The sequence below is a fragment of the Streptomyces sp. NBC_00425 genome, assembly GCF_036030735.1.
In the GTDB taxonomy this organism is placed as follows: Bacteria; Actinomycetota; Actinomycetes; order Streptomycetales; family Streptomycetaceae; genus Streptomyces.
Genome location: NZ_CP107928.1, coordinates 2,132,448 through 2,148,291, shown reverse-complemented (window position 1 = coordinate 2,148,291; position 15,844 = coordinate 2,132,448). Strand labels below are relative to the sequence as shown.

General features: G+C 74.5%; 15 protein-coding genes and 1 pseudogene. 11 read left to right on the top strand and 5 right to left on the bottom strand.

Going from position 1 to position 15,844, the window contains the following annotated elements; all coding sequences use genetic code 11:
* Nucleotides 1-48: 48 nt before the first annotated feature.
* Nucleotides 49-648 carry a hypothetical protein gene (locus OHS82_RS08870; protein ID WP_328433640.1) on the top strand — a complete coding sequence of 200 codons (600 nt, stop codon included), beginning with the start codon at nucleotides 49-51 and terminating at the stop codon, nucleotides 646-648.
* A gap of 115 nt (nucleotides 649-763) precedes the next feature.
* Nucleotides 764-1,510 (top strand): YcnI family protein, encoded by a 747-nt coding sequence (locus OHS82_RS08865; RefSeq protein WP_057582091.1) that lies wholly within the window; start codon nucleotides 764-766, stop codon nucleotides 1,508-1,510.
* 119 nt (nucleotides 1,511-1,629) lie between these two features.
* On the opposite strand, the gene OHS82_RS08860 is transcribed toward OHS82_RS08865, so the two are convergent.
* The gene (locus OHS82_RS08860; protein WP_057582090.1) at nucleotides 1,630-2,385 is read right to left on the bottom strand and encodes a CDP-alcohol phosphatidyltransferase family protein; all 756 of its coding nucleotides are present in this window, start codon (nucleotides 2,383-2,385) and stop codon (nucleotides 1,630-1,632) included.
* Nucleotides 2,386-2,493: 108 nt separating this feature from the next.
* Here OHS82_RS08860 and OHS82_RS08855 point away from each other — a divergent pair, with 108 nt between their 5' ends.
* From OHS82_RS08855 to OHS82_RS08835, 5 genes are all read left to right on the top strand, one after another.
* Nucleotides 2,494-3,483 carry a zinc-dependent alcohol dehydrogenase gene (locus OHS82_RS08855; RefSeq protein WP_057582089.1) on the top strand — a complete coding sequence of 330 codons (990 nt, stop codon included), beginning with the start codon at nucleotides 2,494-2,496 and terminating at the stop codon, nucleotides 3,481-3,483.
* 112 nt (nucleotides 3,484-3,595) lie between these two features.
* A complete protein-coding gene (locus OHS82_RS08850) occupies nucleotides 3,596-3,994 on the top strand; it encodes a 6-pyruvoyl trahydropterin synthase family protein (protein WP_057582088.1) in 399 nt (132 codons plus the stop codon).
* Complete coding sequence (locus OHS82_RS08845) at nucleotides 3,991-5,184, top strand: glycosyltransferase family 4 protein (RefSeq protein ID WP_057582087.1); 1,194 nt, start codon at nucleotides 3,991-3,993, stop codon at nucleotides 5,182-5,184. Before OHS82_RS08850 ends, OHS82_RS08845 begins: the two co-directional genes overlap by 4 nt.
* Nucleotides 5,181-6,254, top strand: a complete 1,074-nt coding sequence (locus OHS82_RS08840; RefSeq protein ID WP_057582086.1) for a methyltransferase domain-containing protein — start codon at nucleotides 5,181-5,183, stop codon at nucleotides 6,252-6,254. The genes OHS82_RS08845 and OHS82_RS08840 overlap by 4 nt, the downstream gene beginning before the upstream one ends.
* Nucleotides 6,251-7,624 (top strand): lysylphosphatidylglycerol synthase transmembrane domain-containing protein, encoded by a 1,374-nt coding sequence (locus OHS82_RS08835; RefSeq protein WP_328433639.1) that lies wholly within the window; start codon nucleotides 6,251-6,253, stop codon nucleotides 7,622-7,624. The genes OHS82_RS08840 and OHS82_RS08835 overlap by 4 nt, the downstream gene beginning before the upstream one ends.
* Here OHS82_RS08835 and OHS82_RS08830 read toward each other — a convergent pair.
* Nucleotides 7,597-8,256, bottom strand: a pseudogene (locus OHS82_RS08830) (creatininase family protein); the annotation flags it as partial. The gene OHS82_RS08835 and the pseudogene OHS82_RS08830 sit on opposite strands and share 28 nt — an antisense overlap.
* Nucleotides 8,257-8,294: 38 nt before the next feature.
* On the opposite strand from OHS82_RS08830, the gene ribA reads away from it, so the two are divergent.
* The 4 genes from ribA (at nucleotide 8,295) to OHS82_RS08810 (ending at nucleotide 12,462) form a co-directional block, all read left to right on the top strand.
* Entirely contained in the window at nucleotides 8,295-8,954 is a 660-nt protein-coding gene (gene ribA, locus OHS82_RS08825) for a GTP cyclohydrolase II (protein WP_057582085.1), read from the top strand.
* A 109-nt stretch (nucleotides 8,955-9,063) separates the two neighbouring features.
* The gene (locus OHS82_RS08820; protein ID WP_057582084.1) at nucleotides 9,064-10,209 is read left to right on the top strand and encodes an NAD(P)/FAD-dependent oxidoreductase; all 1,146 of its coding nucleotides are present in this window, start codon (nucleotides 9,064-9,066) and stop codon (nucleotides 10,207-10,209) included.
* Complete coding sequence (locus OHS82_RS08815) at nucleotides 10,206-11,267, top strand: saccharopine dehydrogenase (RefSeq protein ID WP_328433638.1); 1,062 nt, start codon at nucleotides 10,206-10,208, stop codon at nucleotides 11,265-11,267. The genes OHS82_RS08820 and OHS82_RS08815 overlap by 4 nt, the downstream gene beginning before the upstream one ends.
* On the top strand, nucleotides 11,260-12,462 hold the full coding sequence (locus tag OHS82_RS08810) for a saccharopine dehydrogenase family protein (protein WP_328433637.1): 1,203 nt from the start codon (nucleotides 11,260-11,262) through the stop codon (nucleotides 12,460-12,462). The genes OHS82_RS08815 and OHS82_RS08810 overlap by 8 nt, the downstream gene beginning before the upstream one ends.
* Nucleotides 12,463-12,504: 42 nt before the next feature.
* On the opposite strand, the gene OHS82_RS08805 is transcribed toward OHS82_RS08810, so the two are convergent.
* The 3 genes from OHS82_RS08805 to OHS82_RS08795 all read right to left on the bottom strand — a co-directional run bounded on the left by OHS82_RS08805 (nucleotide 12,505) and on the right by OHS82_RS08795 (nucleotide 15,803).
* Nucleotides 12,505-13,731, bottom strand: coding sequence for a serine hydrolase domain-containing protein (locus OHS82_RS08805; RefSeq protein ID WP_057582081.1), 1,227 nt, complete (start codon nucleotides 13,729-13,731; stop codon nucleotides 12,505-12,507).
* Between the two features lie 63 nt (nucleotides 13,732-13,794).
* A complete protein-coding gene (locus OHS82_RS08800) occupies nucleotides 13,795-15,213 on the bottom strand; it encodes an MFS transporter (RefSeq protein WP_328433636.1) in 1,419 nt (472 codons plus the stop codon).
* A complete protein-coding gene (locus OHS82_RS08795; RefSeq protein WP_057582079.1) occupies nucleotides 15,213-15,803 on the bottom strand; it encodes a TetR/AcrR family transcriptional regulator in 591 nt (196 codons plus the stop codon). Before OHS82_RS08795 ends, OHS82_RS08800 begins: the two co-directional genes overlap by 1 nt.
* Nucleotides 15,804-15,844 lie beyond the last annotated feature (41 nt).

The window sequence follows — 15,844 nt, the reverse complement described above, 5'->3', positions numbered from 1 at the left end:
GCGTGGGCCGTGCCCGACGTACCAGGTGGACGTGGCAGGATCCCCACGATGAGTGCGTCCCCGGCCGTCCGGAGTCTGCGCGCCGCGGTGTTCGCCGCGGTGTGCGTCCTGCTGGCCGCCGCCGGACACGGACTCGCCACGGGCGGCCCGCCCCCGCCATGGGCGGACGGCGCCGGCTTCCTGGCGGTCTTCGCGGCCGGATGGCTGCTCGGCGCCCGCGAGCGCTCGCTGCCCGGGATCGGCGCGGCCACGCTCGCCACGCAGGCCGGCCTGCACGTCGCCTTCGACGCCGCCCACTCCCGGGCGGCCGCGCGCACCATGCCGGCGATGCCGATGACGTCCGCGCAGGGCATGCACCTGCACGCCCAGGCGACGGCCGTGACCCCGCACGCCACGGCGGCCCACGTCCTCGCCGCGCTGGCCGCCTCCTGGTGGCTGCGGCGCGGGGAGGCCGCCCTGTGGTCGCTGCTGCGCCGTGCGGTGGCGTTCCTGCCGGGCCTCGCCGCCTGGTGGCGGGGCACCCCCGTCCCGCCGCCCGTGCCCCCGATCCGGGCCGCCGCCCCCGCTCCCGTTCCCACACGGCAGTCGCTGCTCCGTCACGCGGTGAGCCGTCGCGGCCCGCCCACCCCGATCCCGTACGCGACCTGACCCCGAGCCGGCCCGAGCCGGACCCACACCCTTCCTGTACGGAGATCATCCACCCATGTCCTCGACACCCGTGTCCCCTGCACCCATGTCCTCGACATCCATGTCCCCTGCACCCGTGTCCTCGACACGGCCCGTCCTGCGCCGCGCCGGTCTCGGCGCCGTGCTCGCCGCCGCCGCGGTCCTCGCCGCCGCAGGCGCCGCCTCCGCGCACGTCACCGTGCACCCCGAGAGCTACGCCGAGGGCGCCACCGACGGCGTGCTCAGCTTCCGGGTCCCCAACGAGGAGGACACCGCGAGCACCACCGAGGTGCAGGTCTTCCTGCCCACCGACCACCCCGTGCTCGGCGTGCTGGTCCACCCGCAGGACGGCTGGACCGCGAAGGTGACCACGACGAAGCTCAAGACGCCCGTGAAGACGGACGACGGCACGATCACCGAGGCCGCCTCCGAGATCACCTGGACCGGCGGCAAGATCGGCGCCGGCCAGTACGAGGACTTCGACGTCGCCTTCGGGCAGCTCCCCGACGACACCGGCCGGCTGACCTTCAAGACCCTGCAGACCTACTCCGACGGCAAGACCGTCCGCTGGATCGAGGAGGCCGCGGCGGGAGCGGACGAGCCGGAGAACCCGGCGCCGGTGCTCGCGCTGACGCCGGCGGCGGACGCCGGCGCCACCGACGCCCCCTCCGCCCCCGCGAAGAGCGCGAGCGGCGCCGAGGCCACCGAGGCCGGTACGGCGCAGGCCGTCGACGGCAGTGACTCCACCGCCCGGCAACTGGGCGCCGCCGGGCTGGCCGTAGGCGTCCTCGGGCTCGCGGCAGCCGCCTTCGCCGTCGTACGGACGCGCCCGCGCCGCTCGTAACGGCGCGAGAACCACAGGAGAAGCGAGAACCACAGGGGGAAGGGCCCGGACCGAGTTCACGGTCCGGGCCCTTCCCCCTGTGAAGTGACGAACTGTACGAACTGCCCGAGTCACACGGGCTACACGAGCTCCAGCACCTTCTCCGCCGAGGTCTGCGCCGCGACCCGCGAGGTCCGCCACAGCCACAGCACGTCGCGGCCGAACGACCAGACCAGCGAGCCCAGCGCCAGCAGCACGACCGCGAAGTTGGCGGCGTACGGCAGCAGATCGGCGCCGGCCAGCAGCAACAGGACGCCCTGCAGGGCGGCGACCGTCTTGCGGGCGGTGCTCGGCGGCAGCGGGGCGTTGAGCCAGGGGGCCACCCGGGCCGCCGCGACGAACACGTAGCGCATGCCGCCGATGAGCAGGACCCACGGGCCCAGCGCCATGGACACGTACACGCTGAGCACCAGGATCAGGAACGCGTCGACCTCCATGTCGAACCGCGCGCCCAGCGCCGTCGAGGTGTTGGTGCGGCGGGCGACCTTGCCGTCGACCCCGTCGAGGATCAGGGCCACGGCCGTCAGGCCGACCAGCAGTGTCACCGGCGGCGTGCTCTCGAAGGAGTCCGCGACCAGCGCGGTCACCCCGCCGACCAGCGTCGCCCGGCCGAGCGTGACCCGGTTGGCCGGGCCGAAGGAGCGCAGGCTGGAGCGGTGCAGCGCCCGGGAGAGGACCGCCCAGGTGGCGATGGCGAAGACGAGGCCGGTGACCCAGCCCGCCGGCCCCATGCCGATCGCCGTGCCGAGCAGGGCCAGCAACAGGATCTGCACGCCCGCTCCCACAGCGGTCTCCTGCTGGACCAGCCTTGCGTCGTAAGTGTTGTTCAGGGCCACCGCACATTCCTCCGGCCAGATGACAGAGATGATCAGTGCCGCGTACTGTGCGCGGACTGTGCACACCTCGGTACGTGAACAGGTTCCCGATCGTTCAGGAGGATGTGGATGTCGACCGGCGCACGTGCGTTCTGGGTCAGCTCTCCGGGAGAGGGCGAGATCCGTCACGTCGAGCTTGCGGACCCCGCCGAGGGCGAGGTTCTGGTGCGTTCGCTGTGGTCCGGCGTCAGCCGCGGCACGGAGACCCTGGTCTTCCGCGGCGGGGTGCCCGAGAGCCAGCACGCGGTGATGCGGGCCCCGTTCCAGGAGGGCGACTTCCCCGGGCCCGTGAAGTACGGCTATCTCAACGTGGGGGTGGTGGAACAGGGTCCCGCGGCGCTCGTCGGGCGCACGGTCTTCTGCCTCTACCCGCACCAGACCCGGTACGTCGTCCCGGCGACGGCGGTGACGGTCGTGCCGGACTCGGTGCCCGCCGAACGCGCCGTCCTCGCCGGCACCGTCGAGACGGCCGTCAACGCCCTGTGGGACGCGGCGCCGCTGGCCGGCGACCGGATCGCGGTGGTCGGCGGCGGCATGGTCGGCTGCTCGGTGGCCGCGCTGCTCGCCCGCTTCCCCGGCGTGCGCGTCCAGCTGGTCGACGCCGACCCGGCGCGTGCGAAGACCGCGCAAGCGCTCGGCGTCGACTTCGCGACGCCCGCCGACGCGCTCGGCGGCCGCGACCTAGTGGTGCACGCGAGCGCGACCGAACAGGGCCTCGCCCGCTCCCTCGAGCTGCTCGCCGACGAGGGCACGGTCCTCGAACTGAGCTGGTACGGCGACCGGAAGGTGTCCCTCCCGCTGGGCGAGGACTTCCACTCCCGCCGCCTGGTCATCCGCAGCAGCCAGGTCGGAGCCGTCTCCCCGGCCCGCCGCGCCAGCCGCACCTACGCCGACCGGCTCGCCCTCGCGCTGGAACTGCTGGCCGACCCGGCGCTCGACGCCCTCGTCACCGGTGACAGCGCCTTCGGGGAGCTGCCGGAGGTGATGCCGAAGCTCGCGTCCGGCGAGATCCCGGCGCTGTGCCACCGCATCGGGTACGAGCAGGAGCGCCTGACCTGAGAAAAGAGTGAGATCGGACTGAACGGGGGGAACCGAGCAGCCGTACTACACGGCATCCCCCGGTTGGCCAATGGCCGGGGGACCAGACGCGCCGCACCTGGAGGGTCGTCCGTTGTTCAGTGTCACCGTCCGCGATCACATCATGATCGCCCACAGCTTCCGCGGCGAGGTCTTCGGACCCGCGCAGCGCCTGCACGGAGCGACGTTCCTGGTGGACGCCACATTCCGGCGCGAGCAGCTCGACGACGACAACATCGTCGTCGACATCGGCCTCGCCACGCAGGAGCTCGGGGCCGTGGTCAGCGAGCTGAACTACCGCAACCTCGACAACGAGCCCGACTTCGCCGGGGTCAACACGTCGACCGAGTTCCTCGCCAAGGTCGTCGCCGACCGGCTCGCGGAGCGCATCCACAAGGGCGCGCTCGGCGAGGGCGCCCGGGGCATCACCGCCATCGCCGTCAGCCTGCACGAGTCGCACATCGCCTGGGCGAGCTACGAGCGTGCGCTGTGACCGATGCGACCCTGGAGAAGGCCGTGCCCGCGGCCCCGCTCGCCTACGTGCCCGCGCAGGCGGCGCTCCCCCAGATCGGCGGGATCATCCCCATGTCCCTGCGTTCCGTGCACTTCGTGATGCCGGGCGGCGTCGACGACGCGGCGAACCCGAGCGGCGGCAACGCCTACGACCGGCGCCTCTGCCTGGATCTGCCCGGCTTCGGCTGGCAGGTCCACAAGCAGCTGGTGGCCGGCTCCTGGCCCCGGCCGGAGGCGGCCGCCCGCGCGGAACTGGCGCGCACGCTGCGTGAGTTCCCCGACGGCACGATCGTCCTGCTCGACGGGCTGGTGGCCTGCGGGGTGCCGGAGATCATCGTGCCCGAGGCCGAACGGCTGCAGCTCGCCGTCCTGGTGCACCTGCCGCTGGGCGACGAGCGCGGTCTCGCGCCGGAGACCGCGGCCGAACTCGACGCCAAGGAGCGGGCCGTGCTGCGGGCCGTGCCCGCGGTGATCGCCACCAGCGAGTGGGCGGTCCGCCGTCTCGTCTCCCACCACGGCCTCGCCCCCGAGCGGGTGCACGTCGCCGCCCCCGGCGCCGACATCGCCCCGCTGGCCTCCGGCACCGACGGCGTGTCCCGGCTGCTGTGCGTGGCCGCCGTGACTCCGCGCAAGGGCCAGCACCGGCTCGTGGAGGCGCTGGCCGCGGCCAGGGACCTGCCGTGGAGCTGCTCCTGCGTGGGCGGCCTCGGGCAGGACCCGGAGTACGTCGACCACCTGCGCGGCCTCATCCGCAGACACGGTCTCGAGGACCGGCTGGAGCTGGCGGGCCCCAAGGCGGGCGCCGAACTCGACGCCGCCTACGCCTCCGCCGACCTGATGGTCCTCACCTCCTACGCCGAGACGTACGGCATGGCCGTCACGGAGGCGCTGGCCCGCGGCATCCCCGTCCTCGCGACGGACGTCGGCGGTCTGCCCGAGGCGGTCGGCCGCGCCCCCGACGGCGGCGTCCCCGGCATCCTCGTCCCGCCGGAGGACCCGGCCGCGCTCGCGGCCGAACTGCGCGGCTGGTTCGGCGAGGCCGACGTGCGACGGCGGCTCAAGGCGGCCGCGCGCAGCCGCCGGGCGGCCCTGAACGGCTGGGCGAGCACCGCCCAGAGCCTGGCCGGCGTGCTCGGCCGGCTCCCGAGCGAACCCCGGAGGGCGGCATGAGGAAGACGACGGCGACCCCGGCCGACGTGGCGCGACGCGTCGGCGGCATCCCGACCCAGCCGGGCCGGACGGAGGCAGGTTCTGTGCTCGAGACGACGGCTCTCGCCGACGGCGGCCCCGTGGGGCCGGCCGCGGTGCACGGCGTCGAGGCCGTGGCGCCGGGCGTCATCGCCGGCGCCGGACCGGTGGGCCGGCCCGGCGAGCGGCCCACCGTACGGCTGCGCGACAGCGGGCCGGAGGAGCAGCCCCGCTACGCCCCCGAGTGGCTGGAGCTGCGCGAGCCGGCCGACGCCGCCGCCCGGGCGATGGACCTGCTGGACCCGCTGCGGATCCGGCTCGCCAACCTGCCCGGCCGCAGCGGGATCGCCATCCACGACCTGGGCTGCGGCACCGGCTCCATGGGCCGCTGGCTGGCCCCGCGGCTGGACGGCCCGCAGCACTGGGTCCTGCACGACCGCGACCCCTACCTCCTGCACTTCGCGGCCGTCGCCTCGCCGCGGGCGGCCGCCGACGGCAGCCGGGTCACCGTGGAGACGCGGCGCGGCGACGTCGCCCGGCTCACCCCGGACGCGCTGGCCGGCGCCTCGCTGGTGACCGCCTCCGCGCTGCTGGACGTCCTCACCCGCGAGGAGATCGAGACGCTCGCCGCGGCGTGTGCGGGCGCGGGCTGCCCGGCGCTGCTGACGCTGTCGGTCGCCGGCCGCGTCGAACTGAGCGCGCCCGACCCGCTGGACCAGGAGATAGCGGCCGCCTTCAACGACCACCAGCGGCGCGACGGACTCCTCGGCCCCGACGCGGTGAACGTCGCCTGCGAGGCGTTCGCCGACCAGGGCGCGACCGTCAAGGTGCACCCCAGCCCGTGGCGGCTCGGCCCGGAGAACGTCGGCCTGACCGCCCAGTGGCTGCGCGGCTGGGTCGGGGCCGCCGTGGAGGAGCGCCCCGAACTGGCCGAGCGCGCCGAGCCCTACCTGGCGGCCCGGCTCGCGGCCTGCGCGGCGGGCGACCTGCACGTCACCGTGCACCACAGCGACCTGCTGGCACTTGCCCGCCCGACGGGCGGAGCCGGATGAGCGCGGAGACGGTCGGCCCCAGGCTGGCGGCCGCGGCGCCCGTGCTGTGGGCCGAGGGGGCCCTGCCGGCCGCACGGCGGCCGCAGCGCGGCCCGGTGGCCGTCCGTACGGGCCCGGCCGTGTCCGAGGCCCGTATCGGGGTCATCGTGACCGCGCCGCACACGAAGCGGTCCCGGCTGCGCGCCCTGCTCGGGGGCCGCGCGCTGCGCACGCACTTCGGGACCGTCGCCGGGGTCGTCATCCTCACGGTCCTGCTGTGGCGGCTGGGCACCGGCGTCTTCCTGGACGGGCTGCGGCGGATCGACGCGCCGATCCTGCTGGCGGCGCTCGGCATCGGCGCCGTCACCACCGTGTTCAGCGCCTGGCGGTGGGCGCTGGTGGCCCGCGCGCTGCGCATCCGGCTGCCGCTCGGCGCCGCCGTCGCCGACTACTACCGGGCCCTGTTCCTCAACGCGGCGCTGCCCGGCGGCGTCCTCGGCGACGTGCACCGCGCGGTCCGGCACGGGCAGAGCGCCGGCGACGTCGGACGCGGTGTGCGGGCCGTCGTCCTGGAGCGCACCGCGGGACAGCTGGTGCTGACCGTGGCGGGCGTGACGATTCTGCTGACCCTGCCCTCCCCGGTCATGGCGGACGCCCGCCAGATCGCGCCGATCGTCCTGCTGGCCGGCGCGGGCGCGCTCGCCGTCGTCCTCGCCGTCCGGATGAACTCCGCAGCGCCCCGGCGCTCGGGGCGGCTGCGGGCGGCGCTGACCGAGGCGCGCGAGGGGCTGGTGTCCCGGCGCAACGGACCGGGCGTCGCCCTGTCCTCGGCGGTCGTGCTGGCCGGGCACCTCGGGATGTTCGTGGTGGCCGCCCGGGTCGCCGGCTCCGGCGCCTCCGTGCTCGCGCTGCTGCCCATCGCCGTCCTCGCCCTGCTCGCCATGGGCCTGCCGCTGAACGTCGGCGGCTGGGGCCCCCGCGAGGGCGTCACCGCGTGGGCGTTCGGCGCGGCCGGGCTCGGCGCGAGCACCGGCCTCGCGGTCGCCGTCGTGTACGGCGTGCTCAGCTTCGTCGCGGCGCTGCCGGGGGCGGTCGTGCTCGTCGTCCGCTGGTACGCGGGACTGCGCGACCGAAGCGCCGCCGGGGCCGCGCGCGACGGGGCTCCGGTCGCGGAGCCGCCCGCCGCGACGGCGGCCCCGTCCGCTCCGCTCTTCGAGGCCGCCGAAGCCGCGGCGACCGGCGGGGCCGCCGAGGCGGTTCAGGCTCCGGGGGATTCCGCGGTGAGCAGGGAGAAATACGCGCCGAAGGAATCCGCCAGGCTCGCCAGGAGTTCCTTCCCCTTTTCCGCCGACCCCAGGGAAGGACGGCCGATGACGCCCGAATCGGTATAGGCGGACATTCCCAGCGTGAGCAGATGACGGCGGTCGTCCGCGACGAAATCGGCCGACTCATAACCGGGCCGGACGAGTTCGGGGTGGGCGTGCAGCAGGATCGAGGTCTCGATCTCCCCGGCGTGCATGTCGGTGAGCAGCGAGGTCGACACTCCGGACTGCACCAGCGCCGCCTCCCAGTCCTCCGGGGCCGGGAAGAGGGCCATCCGCTCACCTGCGGCGGAGGACTCCTGGACGACGTTGCCCAGGACGTAGTTCCCGCCGTGTCCGTTGACCAGCACCAGGGCCTCGACGCCCGAGCGGCGCAGCGACGCCGCGACGTCCCGTACCACCGCGTGAAGGGTCACCGAGGAGATGCTGACGGTTCCCGGCCAGGCCGCGTGCTCGTGCGAGCAGGCGATGGTCACCGGCGGGAGGAGGTGCACCGGGTACGCCCCGGCGATCTCCCGTGCGATGGCGCAGGCCACCAGGGTGTCGGTGGCCAGCGGCAGGTGCGGGCCGTGCTGCTCGAAGCTCCCGACGGGAAGAACCGCCACCTGCGTCGAGACGCCGGCGCCCCGGGTCCGTACGTCTTCGGTAGTGTCCGTCGGCACCAGCCCGTACGCCGCCGACCGTATGTCCGAACCACTCATTTCTTCCCGGCCCTTCGTCTCTGCTTAGGAACCAGATCATGACAGAAAAAATTGGCGTACTCGGCACGAAGACCCCGCAGCGCACCGGTGTGGAACGCGTGGTGAATGCCCCCCTGCCCACCGTGTACGGCAAATTCCAGGCGATCGGTTACATGGACCACGACCGTGGTGACGAACAGGTCGCCCTGGTGTACGGGGAGATAGGCGCCGAGGAAGTTCTGACCCGGCTGCATTCCGAATGCCTGACCGGTGACGCGTTCGGCTCCCAGCACTGCGAGTGCGGCGCGCAGCTGGAGTCCGCGCTGCGGTCGGTCGTCGCCGAGGGCAGCGGGATCGTCGTCTACCTGCGCGGCCACGAGGGCCGTGGAATCGGCCTGCTGGGCAAGCTGCGTGCGATGGCGCTGCAGGCGGAGGGCCTGGACACCGTCGAGGCGAACGTCGCTCTCGGGTTCCCGGTCGACGCCCGCGACTACAAGGTGGCCGCCGACATCCTGCGCGACCTGGGCGTGGAGTCCGTCCGCCTGATGTCGAACAACCCGCGCAAGCGGGAGGCGCTGACGGACAACGGCATCAGGGTCGCCGAAGAGGTGCCCCTGCTGATCGAGCCGTGCGAGAACAACATCACCTACCTGCGCACCAAGCGGGAGCGGATGGACCACCGGCTGCCCCACCTGGACGCGGTGGCCCACTGGTCCTGAGCGTGCTTCGGACCGCTGTCCCCACGGGTAGGGAACACATCGGTCCCGGCGTTCCACCGCCCCGGCTCCGGCGTACGGGCCGGGGCCGCCGCCGAAAGGAGCCGTTCGCGTGAACACGCATGCCTCGGTCGTCGTCATCGGCGGCGGGGTGATGGGCACGAGCATCGCCTACCACCTCGCCGCCGCGGGCGTCCGCGACGTCCTGCTCGTCGAGCGGGACGAACTCGCCGCGGGCTCGACCTCGAAGGCCGCCGGAGGGGTCCGCGCCCAGTTCTCCGACGAGCTCAACATCCAGCTCGGTGCGCGCAGCCTCGAGGCGTTCGCGCGGTTCGGCGAGGAGATCGGGCAGGACATCGGGCTGCGCCGCGTCGGCTACCTGTTCCTGCTCTCCAGCCCCGAGGACGTCGCCGCCTTCGAGGCGGGCGTGCGGCTGCAGAACGCACTCGGCGTGCCCAGCCGCCTCATCGCCCCCGCCGAGGCCGGCCGGCTCTCCCCGCTGATCCGCACCGACGGGTTACTCGCGGCCGCGTTCTCGCCCGACGACGGCCACTGCACGCCCGAAGCCGTCGTCCACGGGTACGCGGCCGCCGCCCGCCGCTGCGGCGCGCGCGTCCTGCGGCACACCGCGGTCACCGGCATCGAACGGCAGGGGAGTGCCGTCACGGCCGTGCAGACCACCCTCGGCCGCATCACCACCGACACGGTGATCTGCGCGGCCGGCGCCTGGTCCAGGGCCGTCGGCGCGATGGCCGGCGTCGACCTGCCGGTGCAGCCGCTGCGCCGCCAGATCGCGGTCACCGAACCGGTGCCCGGCCTGCCGCCGGAGCTGCCCATGACCATCGACTTCAGCAGCTCCCTCTACTTCCACGCCGAGGGCCCCGGCCTCCTGGTCGGGATGTCCGACCCCGACGAGCGCCCGGGCTTCGCCACCGACGCCCACGACCGGTGGATCCCGCGCCTCGCCGACGCCATGCAACGCCGCGCCCCCGCCCTGCTCGACCTGCGCCGCACCGGGGGCTGGGCGGGCCTGTACGAGGTCACCCCGGACCACAACGCCCTGATCGGCGAGGCGTCGTCGGTGTCCCGCTTCCTGTACGCGACGGGCTTCTCCGGTCACGGCTTCCTCCAGGGCCCGGCCGTCGGCGAGGTCGTCCGGGACCTGTACCTCGGCCGCGTACCCTTCGTGGACGTCACCCCCCTGAGCGCCGACCGTTTCGCGGCCGACGCCCCGCGTCCGGAGGTCAACCGCGTATGACCGAACTGCACCTGTGGCTGCGCCACGAGGCCCGCACCACCGAACGCCGCACCCCGGTCGTCCCCGACGACGCCCGCCGCCTTCTCGAGTCCGGCGTGGCGCTGACCGTCGAGGACTCGCCGCAGCGCGTGTTCGCCACCGACGCCTACGCGGCGGCCGGCGCCCGGATCGCCCCCGCCGGCTCCTGGACGTCCGCGCCGCACGACACGGTCGTCCTCGGCCTGAAGGAACTCCCGGACACCCCCGACGAGTTGACGCACCGCCATGTCTTCTTCGGGCACGCCTACAAGCAACAGCCGGGAGCACGCGCCCTGTTGGAACGGTTCGCCGCCGGAGGAGGGGCCCTCCTCGATCTGGAGTACCTGATCGACGACCACGGGCGCCGCCTCGCCGCGTTCGGATACTGGGCGGGCTACCTCGGCGCGGCGCTGGCGGTGCTGCACCACCGGGGCAGGCTCACGGCGCCCCTGCGCCCCTCGGAGAAGGCCGAGTGGGACGAGGCGCTGCGCCCTGCTCCCGGCGACGAGGAGTTCACCGCCCTCGTCGTCGGCGCCCTGGGCCGCAGCGGCCGGGGCGCGCGGGCCGCGTTCGGCGCCGCCGGCGCGGAACCCGCCTGCTGGGACCTGGCGGAGACCCGCGACCTGGACCGCACCGCGCTGCTGGCCCACGACGTCCTGGTCAACTGCGTCCTCGCCACGACACCGGTGCCGCCGTTCGTCCGCGAGGAGGACCTCGACGACCCCGCCCGGCGGCTGCGCACCCTCTCCGACGTCACCTGTGACGTGGGCTCGCCGCTCAACGTCCTGCCCGTGTACGACCGCACCACCGAGTGGAGCGACCCCGTGCGCCGGCTGCGCAAGGAGCCCCCGCTCGACCTGATCGCCATCGACAACCTGCCGTCCCTGCTGCCGCGAGAGGCCAGCGCCGACTTCTCCGCGGCCCTGACCCCCGTGCTGCTGGACTTCGGCGCCGCCGGACCGTGGGACCGCTGCCTCGACCGCTTCCACGCCGCCTGCCGTGAACTCGGCCTCACCGCAGGGGAGTCCGGCCGTGTCTGACCGCGTCCCCGCCTCCGGCGCCGTCCACTGGGTCGGCGCGGGCCTGTCCACGGGCAGCGGTCTGGCGGCCCTGTGCGCCCACACCGACCGGGTGCGCCTGTGGCACCGTACGGCCGAGCGGGCGGCCGAGGCGCTCGACCGGCTGGGTCTCACCGGCCGCGCCGAGCCGCGCGCCTACACCCTCGACGCGCTGACGGCCGAACTGGCCCCCGGGGACGTCGTCGTGTCGATGCTGCCCGCGTCCGGGCACGCGGCGCTGCTGTCGGCGTGCGTCGCCCGGCGGGCCCACTTCGCCTGCTCCAGCTATGTCTCGGACGAGATCCTGGAGCTGGCGCCCGCGGCGGCCGGCTCCGGGACCGTCGTCCTCACCGAAGCGGGTCTCGACCCCGGAGTCGACCACCTCTTCGCGCACCGTCTCGTCGCCCGGGCCCGGGAGGCGATCGGCGACGACACAGCGGCGTCGTACCGGTTCACCTCCTACTGCGGAGGCGTGCCGGCCGTCCCCGACGCGTTTCGGTACCGCTTCAGCTGGGCGCCCCTCGGAGTCCTCAACGCCCTGCGCGCGCCCGCCCGTTACGTGGAGGACGGCGCCGAGATCGTGGCCGCCCGGCCCTGGGAGGCCACGCGGGCCCACCGGGTGGGCGACGAGCGCTTCGAGGCCTATCCCAACCGGGACAGCGTCCCGTTCATCGCGCAGTACGCGCTGCCGCCGTCCTGGCGGGCGCTGACCTTCGTGCGCGGCACGCTGCGTCTGGACGGCTGGCTGCGCGCCTGGGAGCCGGTGTTCGAGGAGCTGAGGGCGGGGGACGACACCCGGATCGAGGCGCTGGCCCGGGAGCTGGCGGCCGCCCACCCCACCACCGACGCCGACCGCGACCGCGTGGTCCTCGCCGTGTCGCTGGAGGTCCACGCGGACGCGGCGGCGGGCGGCGGACCCGGCGGCGCGAACGGAGGGGGGAACGGCACAGGCCGCTCCTGGTACGGCAGTCATCTCCTGGACCTGGAGGGCGACGAGACGGAGAGCGCGATGGCCCGCTGTGTCTCCCGGCCGCTCGCCCTCGGCGTCCGCCACATTCTGGACGGCTCGCTGCCGGCGGGCCTGAACCGGGCGGCCGGGACCGCCGCCCGCTCCGAGGAGTGGATGCGTGAACTCGCGGAGGAAGGACTGGAGTTCAGCTCGTGGCCGGGGGAGTGAGGGCCGAGCGGCCGGGGTCCGCGGCGGCCGGGAGGCGCGCCGTCAGTCCTTGATCGCCTCGTGCACCAGGCGCTTGAGGTCGGGGTAGAGCTTCAGGGACCGCCTCGGCCTCAGCTGGGTCAGGAACTGCACGCTCACGTCGTGGTCCGGGTCGACCCAGAACGTCGTGGTGGCGACGCCGCTCCAGCCGTAGGTGCCGAGCCCCGAGGGCGCCTGGGTGCGGCTCGGGTCGACGACCACGGAGACGCCGAGGCCGAAGCCCACGCCGTCGTTCCCGGGCTCGTCGTGGGCCGGGCGGCTGCCGAAGGCGCGCAGGTCGACGCCGTCGGGCAGATGGTTGGCCGTCATCAGGCCGACTGTCTGCGGCCGGAGCAGTCGCACCCCGTCGAGCTCGCCGCCGCGGCGCAGCATCTCGGTGAAGCGGTGGATGTCGTACGCGGTCGCCACCATGCCGCCGCTGCCGGACAGGAAGCGGGGGCGGCCGGACAACGGCAGTCCGGGGATCGGCTCGATGCCGTCGTCGCCGTCGCCGTACAGCTCCGCCAGCCGGCCGGCCTGTTCCGCCGTGACCTGGAAGCCGGCGTCGGGCATGCCGAGAGGGCGGAAGATCCGCTCGGCGAGGAACTCGTCCAGCGGCTTGCCGGAGACGACCTCGATGACGCGGCCCAGGACGTTGGTGGCCACCGAGTAGTTCCACTGCGTGCCCGGCTCGAACTGCAGCGGCAGCCGTGCGTACGCCTCCACCGTCGCGGCCAGGTCCGAGCCCGGCAGCACCGCCGACTCCAGGCCCGCCTCGCGGTAGAGGGCGTCGACGGGGTGACAGTGGTAGAAGGCGAAGGTGAGACCCGCGGTGTGGGTCATCAGGTGCTTCACCAGCAGGGGCCGCTCGAGCGGGCGCGTGGTGAGGTCCGCGCCGGCGCCGGCCTCGTACACCCGCAGCCCGGCGAAGGCCGGCAGATGGTCGGCGACCGGGTCGTCGAGCCGCAGCCGGCCCTCCTCGACCAGTATCAGCGCGGCCGCCGAGGTGACCGGTTTGGTCATGGAGTAGATCCGGTAGAGGGTGTCGTGCTCGACGGGCAGTCCGGCGGCGATGTCGCGACGGCCGTACGCGGTGAGGTGGGCGACCCGGCCGCCACGGGAGACGGCCAGGAGGAATCCGGGCAGGCGCCCCGCGTCGACCCGGCGGACGACGTGCCGGTCCAGGCGGTCCAGCGCCTCCGGGTCGAGCCCCGCCTCGCTCGGATCGACCTCTTGCCGCAGCAGTGCCATCGTTCGTTCTCCTCCGGTGCGCTCGCTCGAGGCGCGGTCCCGGCCAGGCTCGCCCGGACGACCTCAGATCTCATGGTCGCGTAGGGACCGGCCGTGCGGACCCCTTTCGACGTCAAGATCGATGTGCGTTGCGTCGCGTCGACCGGCCGGGGGAGCGCAGGCGGCGGACGATGCGCGTGCCGGGCGGGGCAGCGTGCGGCAGAGGGGCAGTGCCGCCACGGCGGCCAGCGCCGCCACGAGGAGCGGCGAGCGGGCCGGGCCGAGGTCCATGAGCACGGTCGCCGTCGCCACGCCGAGCACCGGCCCGACGTTCATCGCCGTCTGCTGCAGACCGCCGGCGACCCCCGCCGACTCCGCGGGCGCCTGCCGGACGACGACATGGGTCGCCGCCACCATCACCGCGCCGAACCCCGCTCCCACCAGGGCGAAGCCGGTGCAGAAGGCGAGCGGCCCGACGGCCCGGGCGAGCACCAGGAGACCCGCGGCGAGGACCGCCGTCGCGCCCGCGACGGTGGCGCGGGCGCCTGCCCGGCGCAGCAGGACCGCGGAGACGGGCGCGGCGGCCACCAGCAGCACGGCCAGCGGCAGACTGAGCAGGGCGCTGTGCAGCGCGGTGAGCCCCAGGCCGTCCTGGAGGATGTAGACGCAGGCGAACAGCCCGCCGTTGAGTGCCGCCGACGCGACGACGAGCAGGCCGAGCGCCGCGCCCACCGCCGGGGAGCCCACCACGCCCGGCGGCAGCAGCGGGGAAGGGGTGCGGCGTTCGTGCCGTACGAAGGCGGCTCCGGCCAGGACGGCGACCGCCGCCGACCACGTCGTGCCGGGGAGGGTGACGAGCGTGTGCACCAGGCAGGCCAGGGTCACCGCGAGCAGCAGGGCGCCGGGCAGGTCGAGCGGGGCGTCGGCGGGCGGACGCGGTCGCTCGGGGACGGTGAGGGCGAGGACGCCGAACAGCAGTGCGGGCACGATGTTGAGGAGGAACACGGCCCGCCAGCCGAACTCCGTGGCCAGCGCCCCGCCCACCACCGGCCCGGCCGCCGCGGCCACCCCGATGGACGCGGTGCGCACGGCGATCGGCGTCCGCAGCCGCTCGGGCGGGTAGGCGGTCCGCAGCATCCCGAGCGTGGCCGGTTGCAGCAGCGCCCCGAACACCCCCTGCACGATCCGCAGGACGATCACCCAGCCGATGCCGGGTGCGAGCGCGATGCCCGCCGAGGCGGCGCCGAAGCCGAGCATGCCCAGAGCGAAGGTGCGGCGGTGCCCGTAGCGGTCGCCGAGCCGCCCGGCGAACACCAGCAGGCCGGCCACCGCGACGAGGTATCCGGTGCTGGTCCACTGGACCTGGGCGAAGGTGGCGTGCAGGTCGCGTCGCAGGGCGGGCTGGGCGACCGTGAGGACGGTGCCGTCCAGGGCGACCACCATGGCGCCGGCCACGCTGCCCGCCAGCGTCAGCGGCAGCGGCGAGGGTCGGGAGGAACGCATCACCGGCCGGGCTCCGGACCGAGATGCGCGTCCAGGACCGTGCGCAGAAGAGGTGCGAAGTCGGTCGCTCCGGTGGCGAGTTGGAGGCTGCCCCAGCGCCAGAGCTGCGCGACGCCGTGCAGGTTCGCCCACAGTGCGCCCGCGACCGTGCGGGCGTCGCAGCCGGGGCGGGCCAGGCCGACCAGGTCCACCAGGACGGCGAACAACGGAAGGCTGGTGTCCCGCAGCCGCAGATGCCCGCTCTCCAGCAGATCGTGACGGAACATCAGGTCGTACATGCCGGGCTCGCCCGCCGCGAACTCGAGGTAGGCGCGTGCCAGTTCGGTCAGCCGGGTGCGCGGGTCGGCGCCGCCGGCGCCGACGGTCGCGCTCACCCGGGCGCCCAGCCGGGCGAAGCCGCGCTGCGCGATGGCCGACAGCAGTTCCAGGTGTGTGGGGAAGTGGCGGCGCGGCGCGCCGTGCGAGACGCCGGCCCTGCGGGCGATCTCCCGCAGCGTGAGGGCTCCGGCGCCCTCCCGGGCCAGCAGGTCCACGCCGACGTCGACGAGACGGGTGCGCAGATCGGGATCGGGCTTCTCCGGTTCGCTCATGGACACTGTCTACCAGTCATCGGTAGACAGTGTCTACCGAT

What these genes read in the sequence shown, in the direction of transcription:
- OHS82_RS08800 (WP_328433636.1), bottom strand. Translation starts at nt 15,213, where the DNA reads ATGCGTTCCTCCCGACCCTCGCCGCTGCCGCTGACGCTGGCGGGCAGC.
- OHS82_RS08840 (WP_057582086.1), top strand. Translation starts at nt 5,181, where the DNA reads ATGAGGAAGACGACGGCGACCCCGGCCGACGTGGCGCGACGCGTCGGC.
- OHS82_RS08855 (WP_057582089.1), top strand. Translation starts at nt 2,494, where the DNA reads ATGTCGACCGGCGCACGTGCGTTCTGGGTCAGCTCTCCGGGAGAGGGC.
- OHS82_RS08870 (WP_328433640.1), top strand. Translation starts at nt 49, where the DNA reads ATGAGTGCGTCCCCGGCCGTCCGGAGTCTGCGCGCCGCGGTGTTCGCC.
- OHS82_RS08795 (WP_057582079.1), bottom strand. Translation starts at nt 15,803, where the DNA reads ATGAGCGAACCGGAGAAGCCCGATCCCGATCTGCGCACCCGTCTCGTC.
- ribA (WP_057582085.1), top strand. Translation starts at nt 8,295, where the DNA reads ATGACAGAAAAAATTGGCGTACTCGGCACGAAGACCCCGCAGCGCACC.
- OHS82_RS08815 (WP_328433638.1), top strand. Translation starts at nt 10,206, where the DNA reads ATGACCGAACTGCACCTGTGGCTGCGCCACGAGGCCCGCACCACCGAA.
- OHS82_RS08805 (WP_057582081.1), bottom strand. Translation starts at nt 13,731, where the DNA reads ATGGCACTGCTGCGGCAAGAGGTCGATCCGAGCGAGGCGGGGCTCGAC.
- OHS82_RS08835 (WP_328433639.1), top strand. Translation starts at nt 6,251, where the DNA reads ATGAGCGCGGAGACGGTCGGCCCCAGGCTGGCGGCCGCGGCGCCCGTG.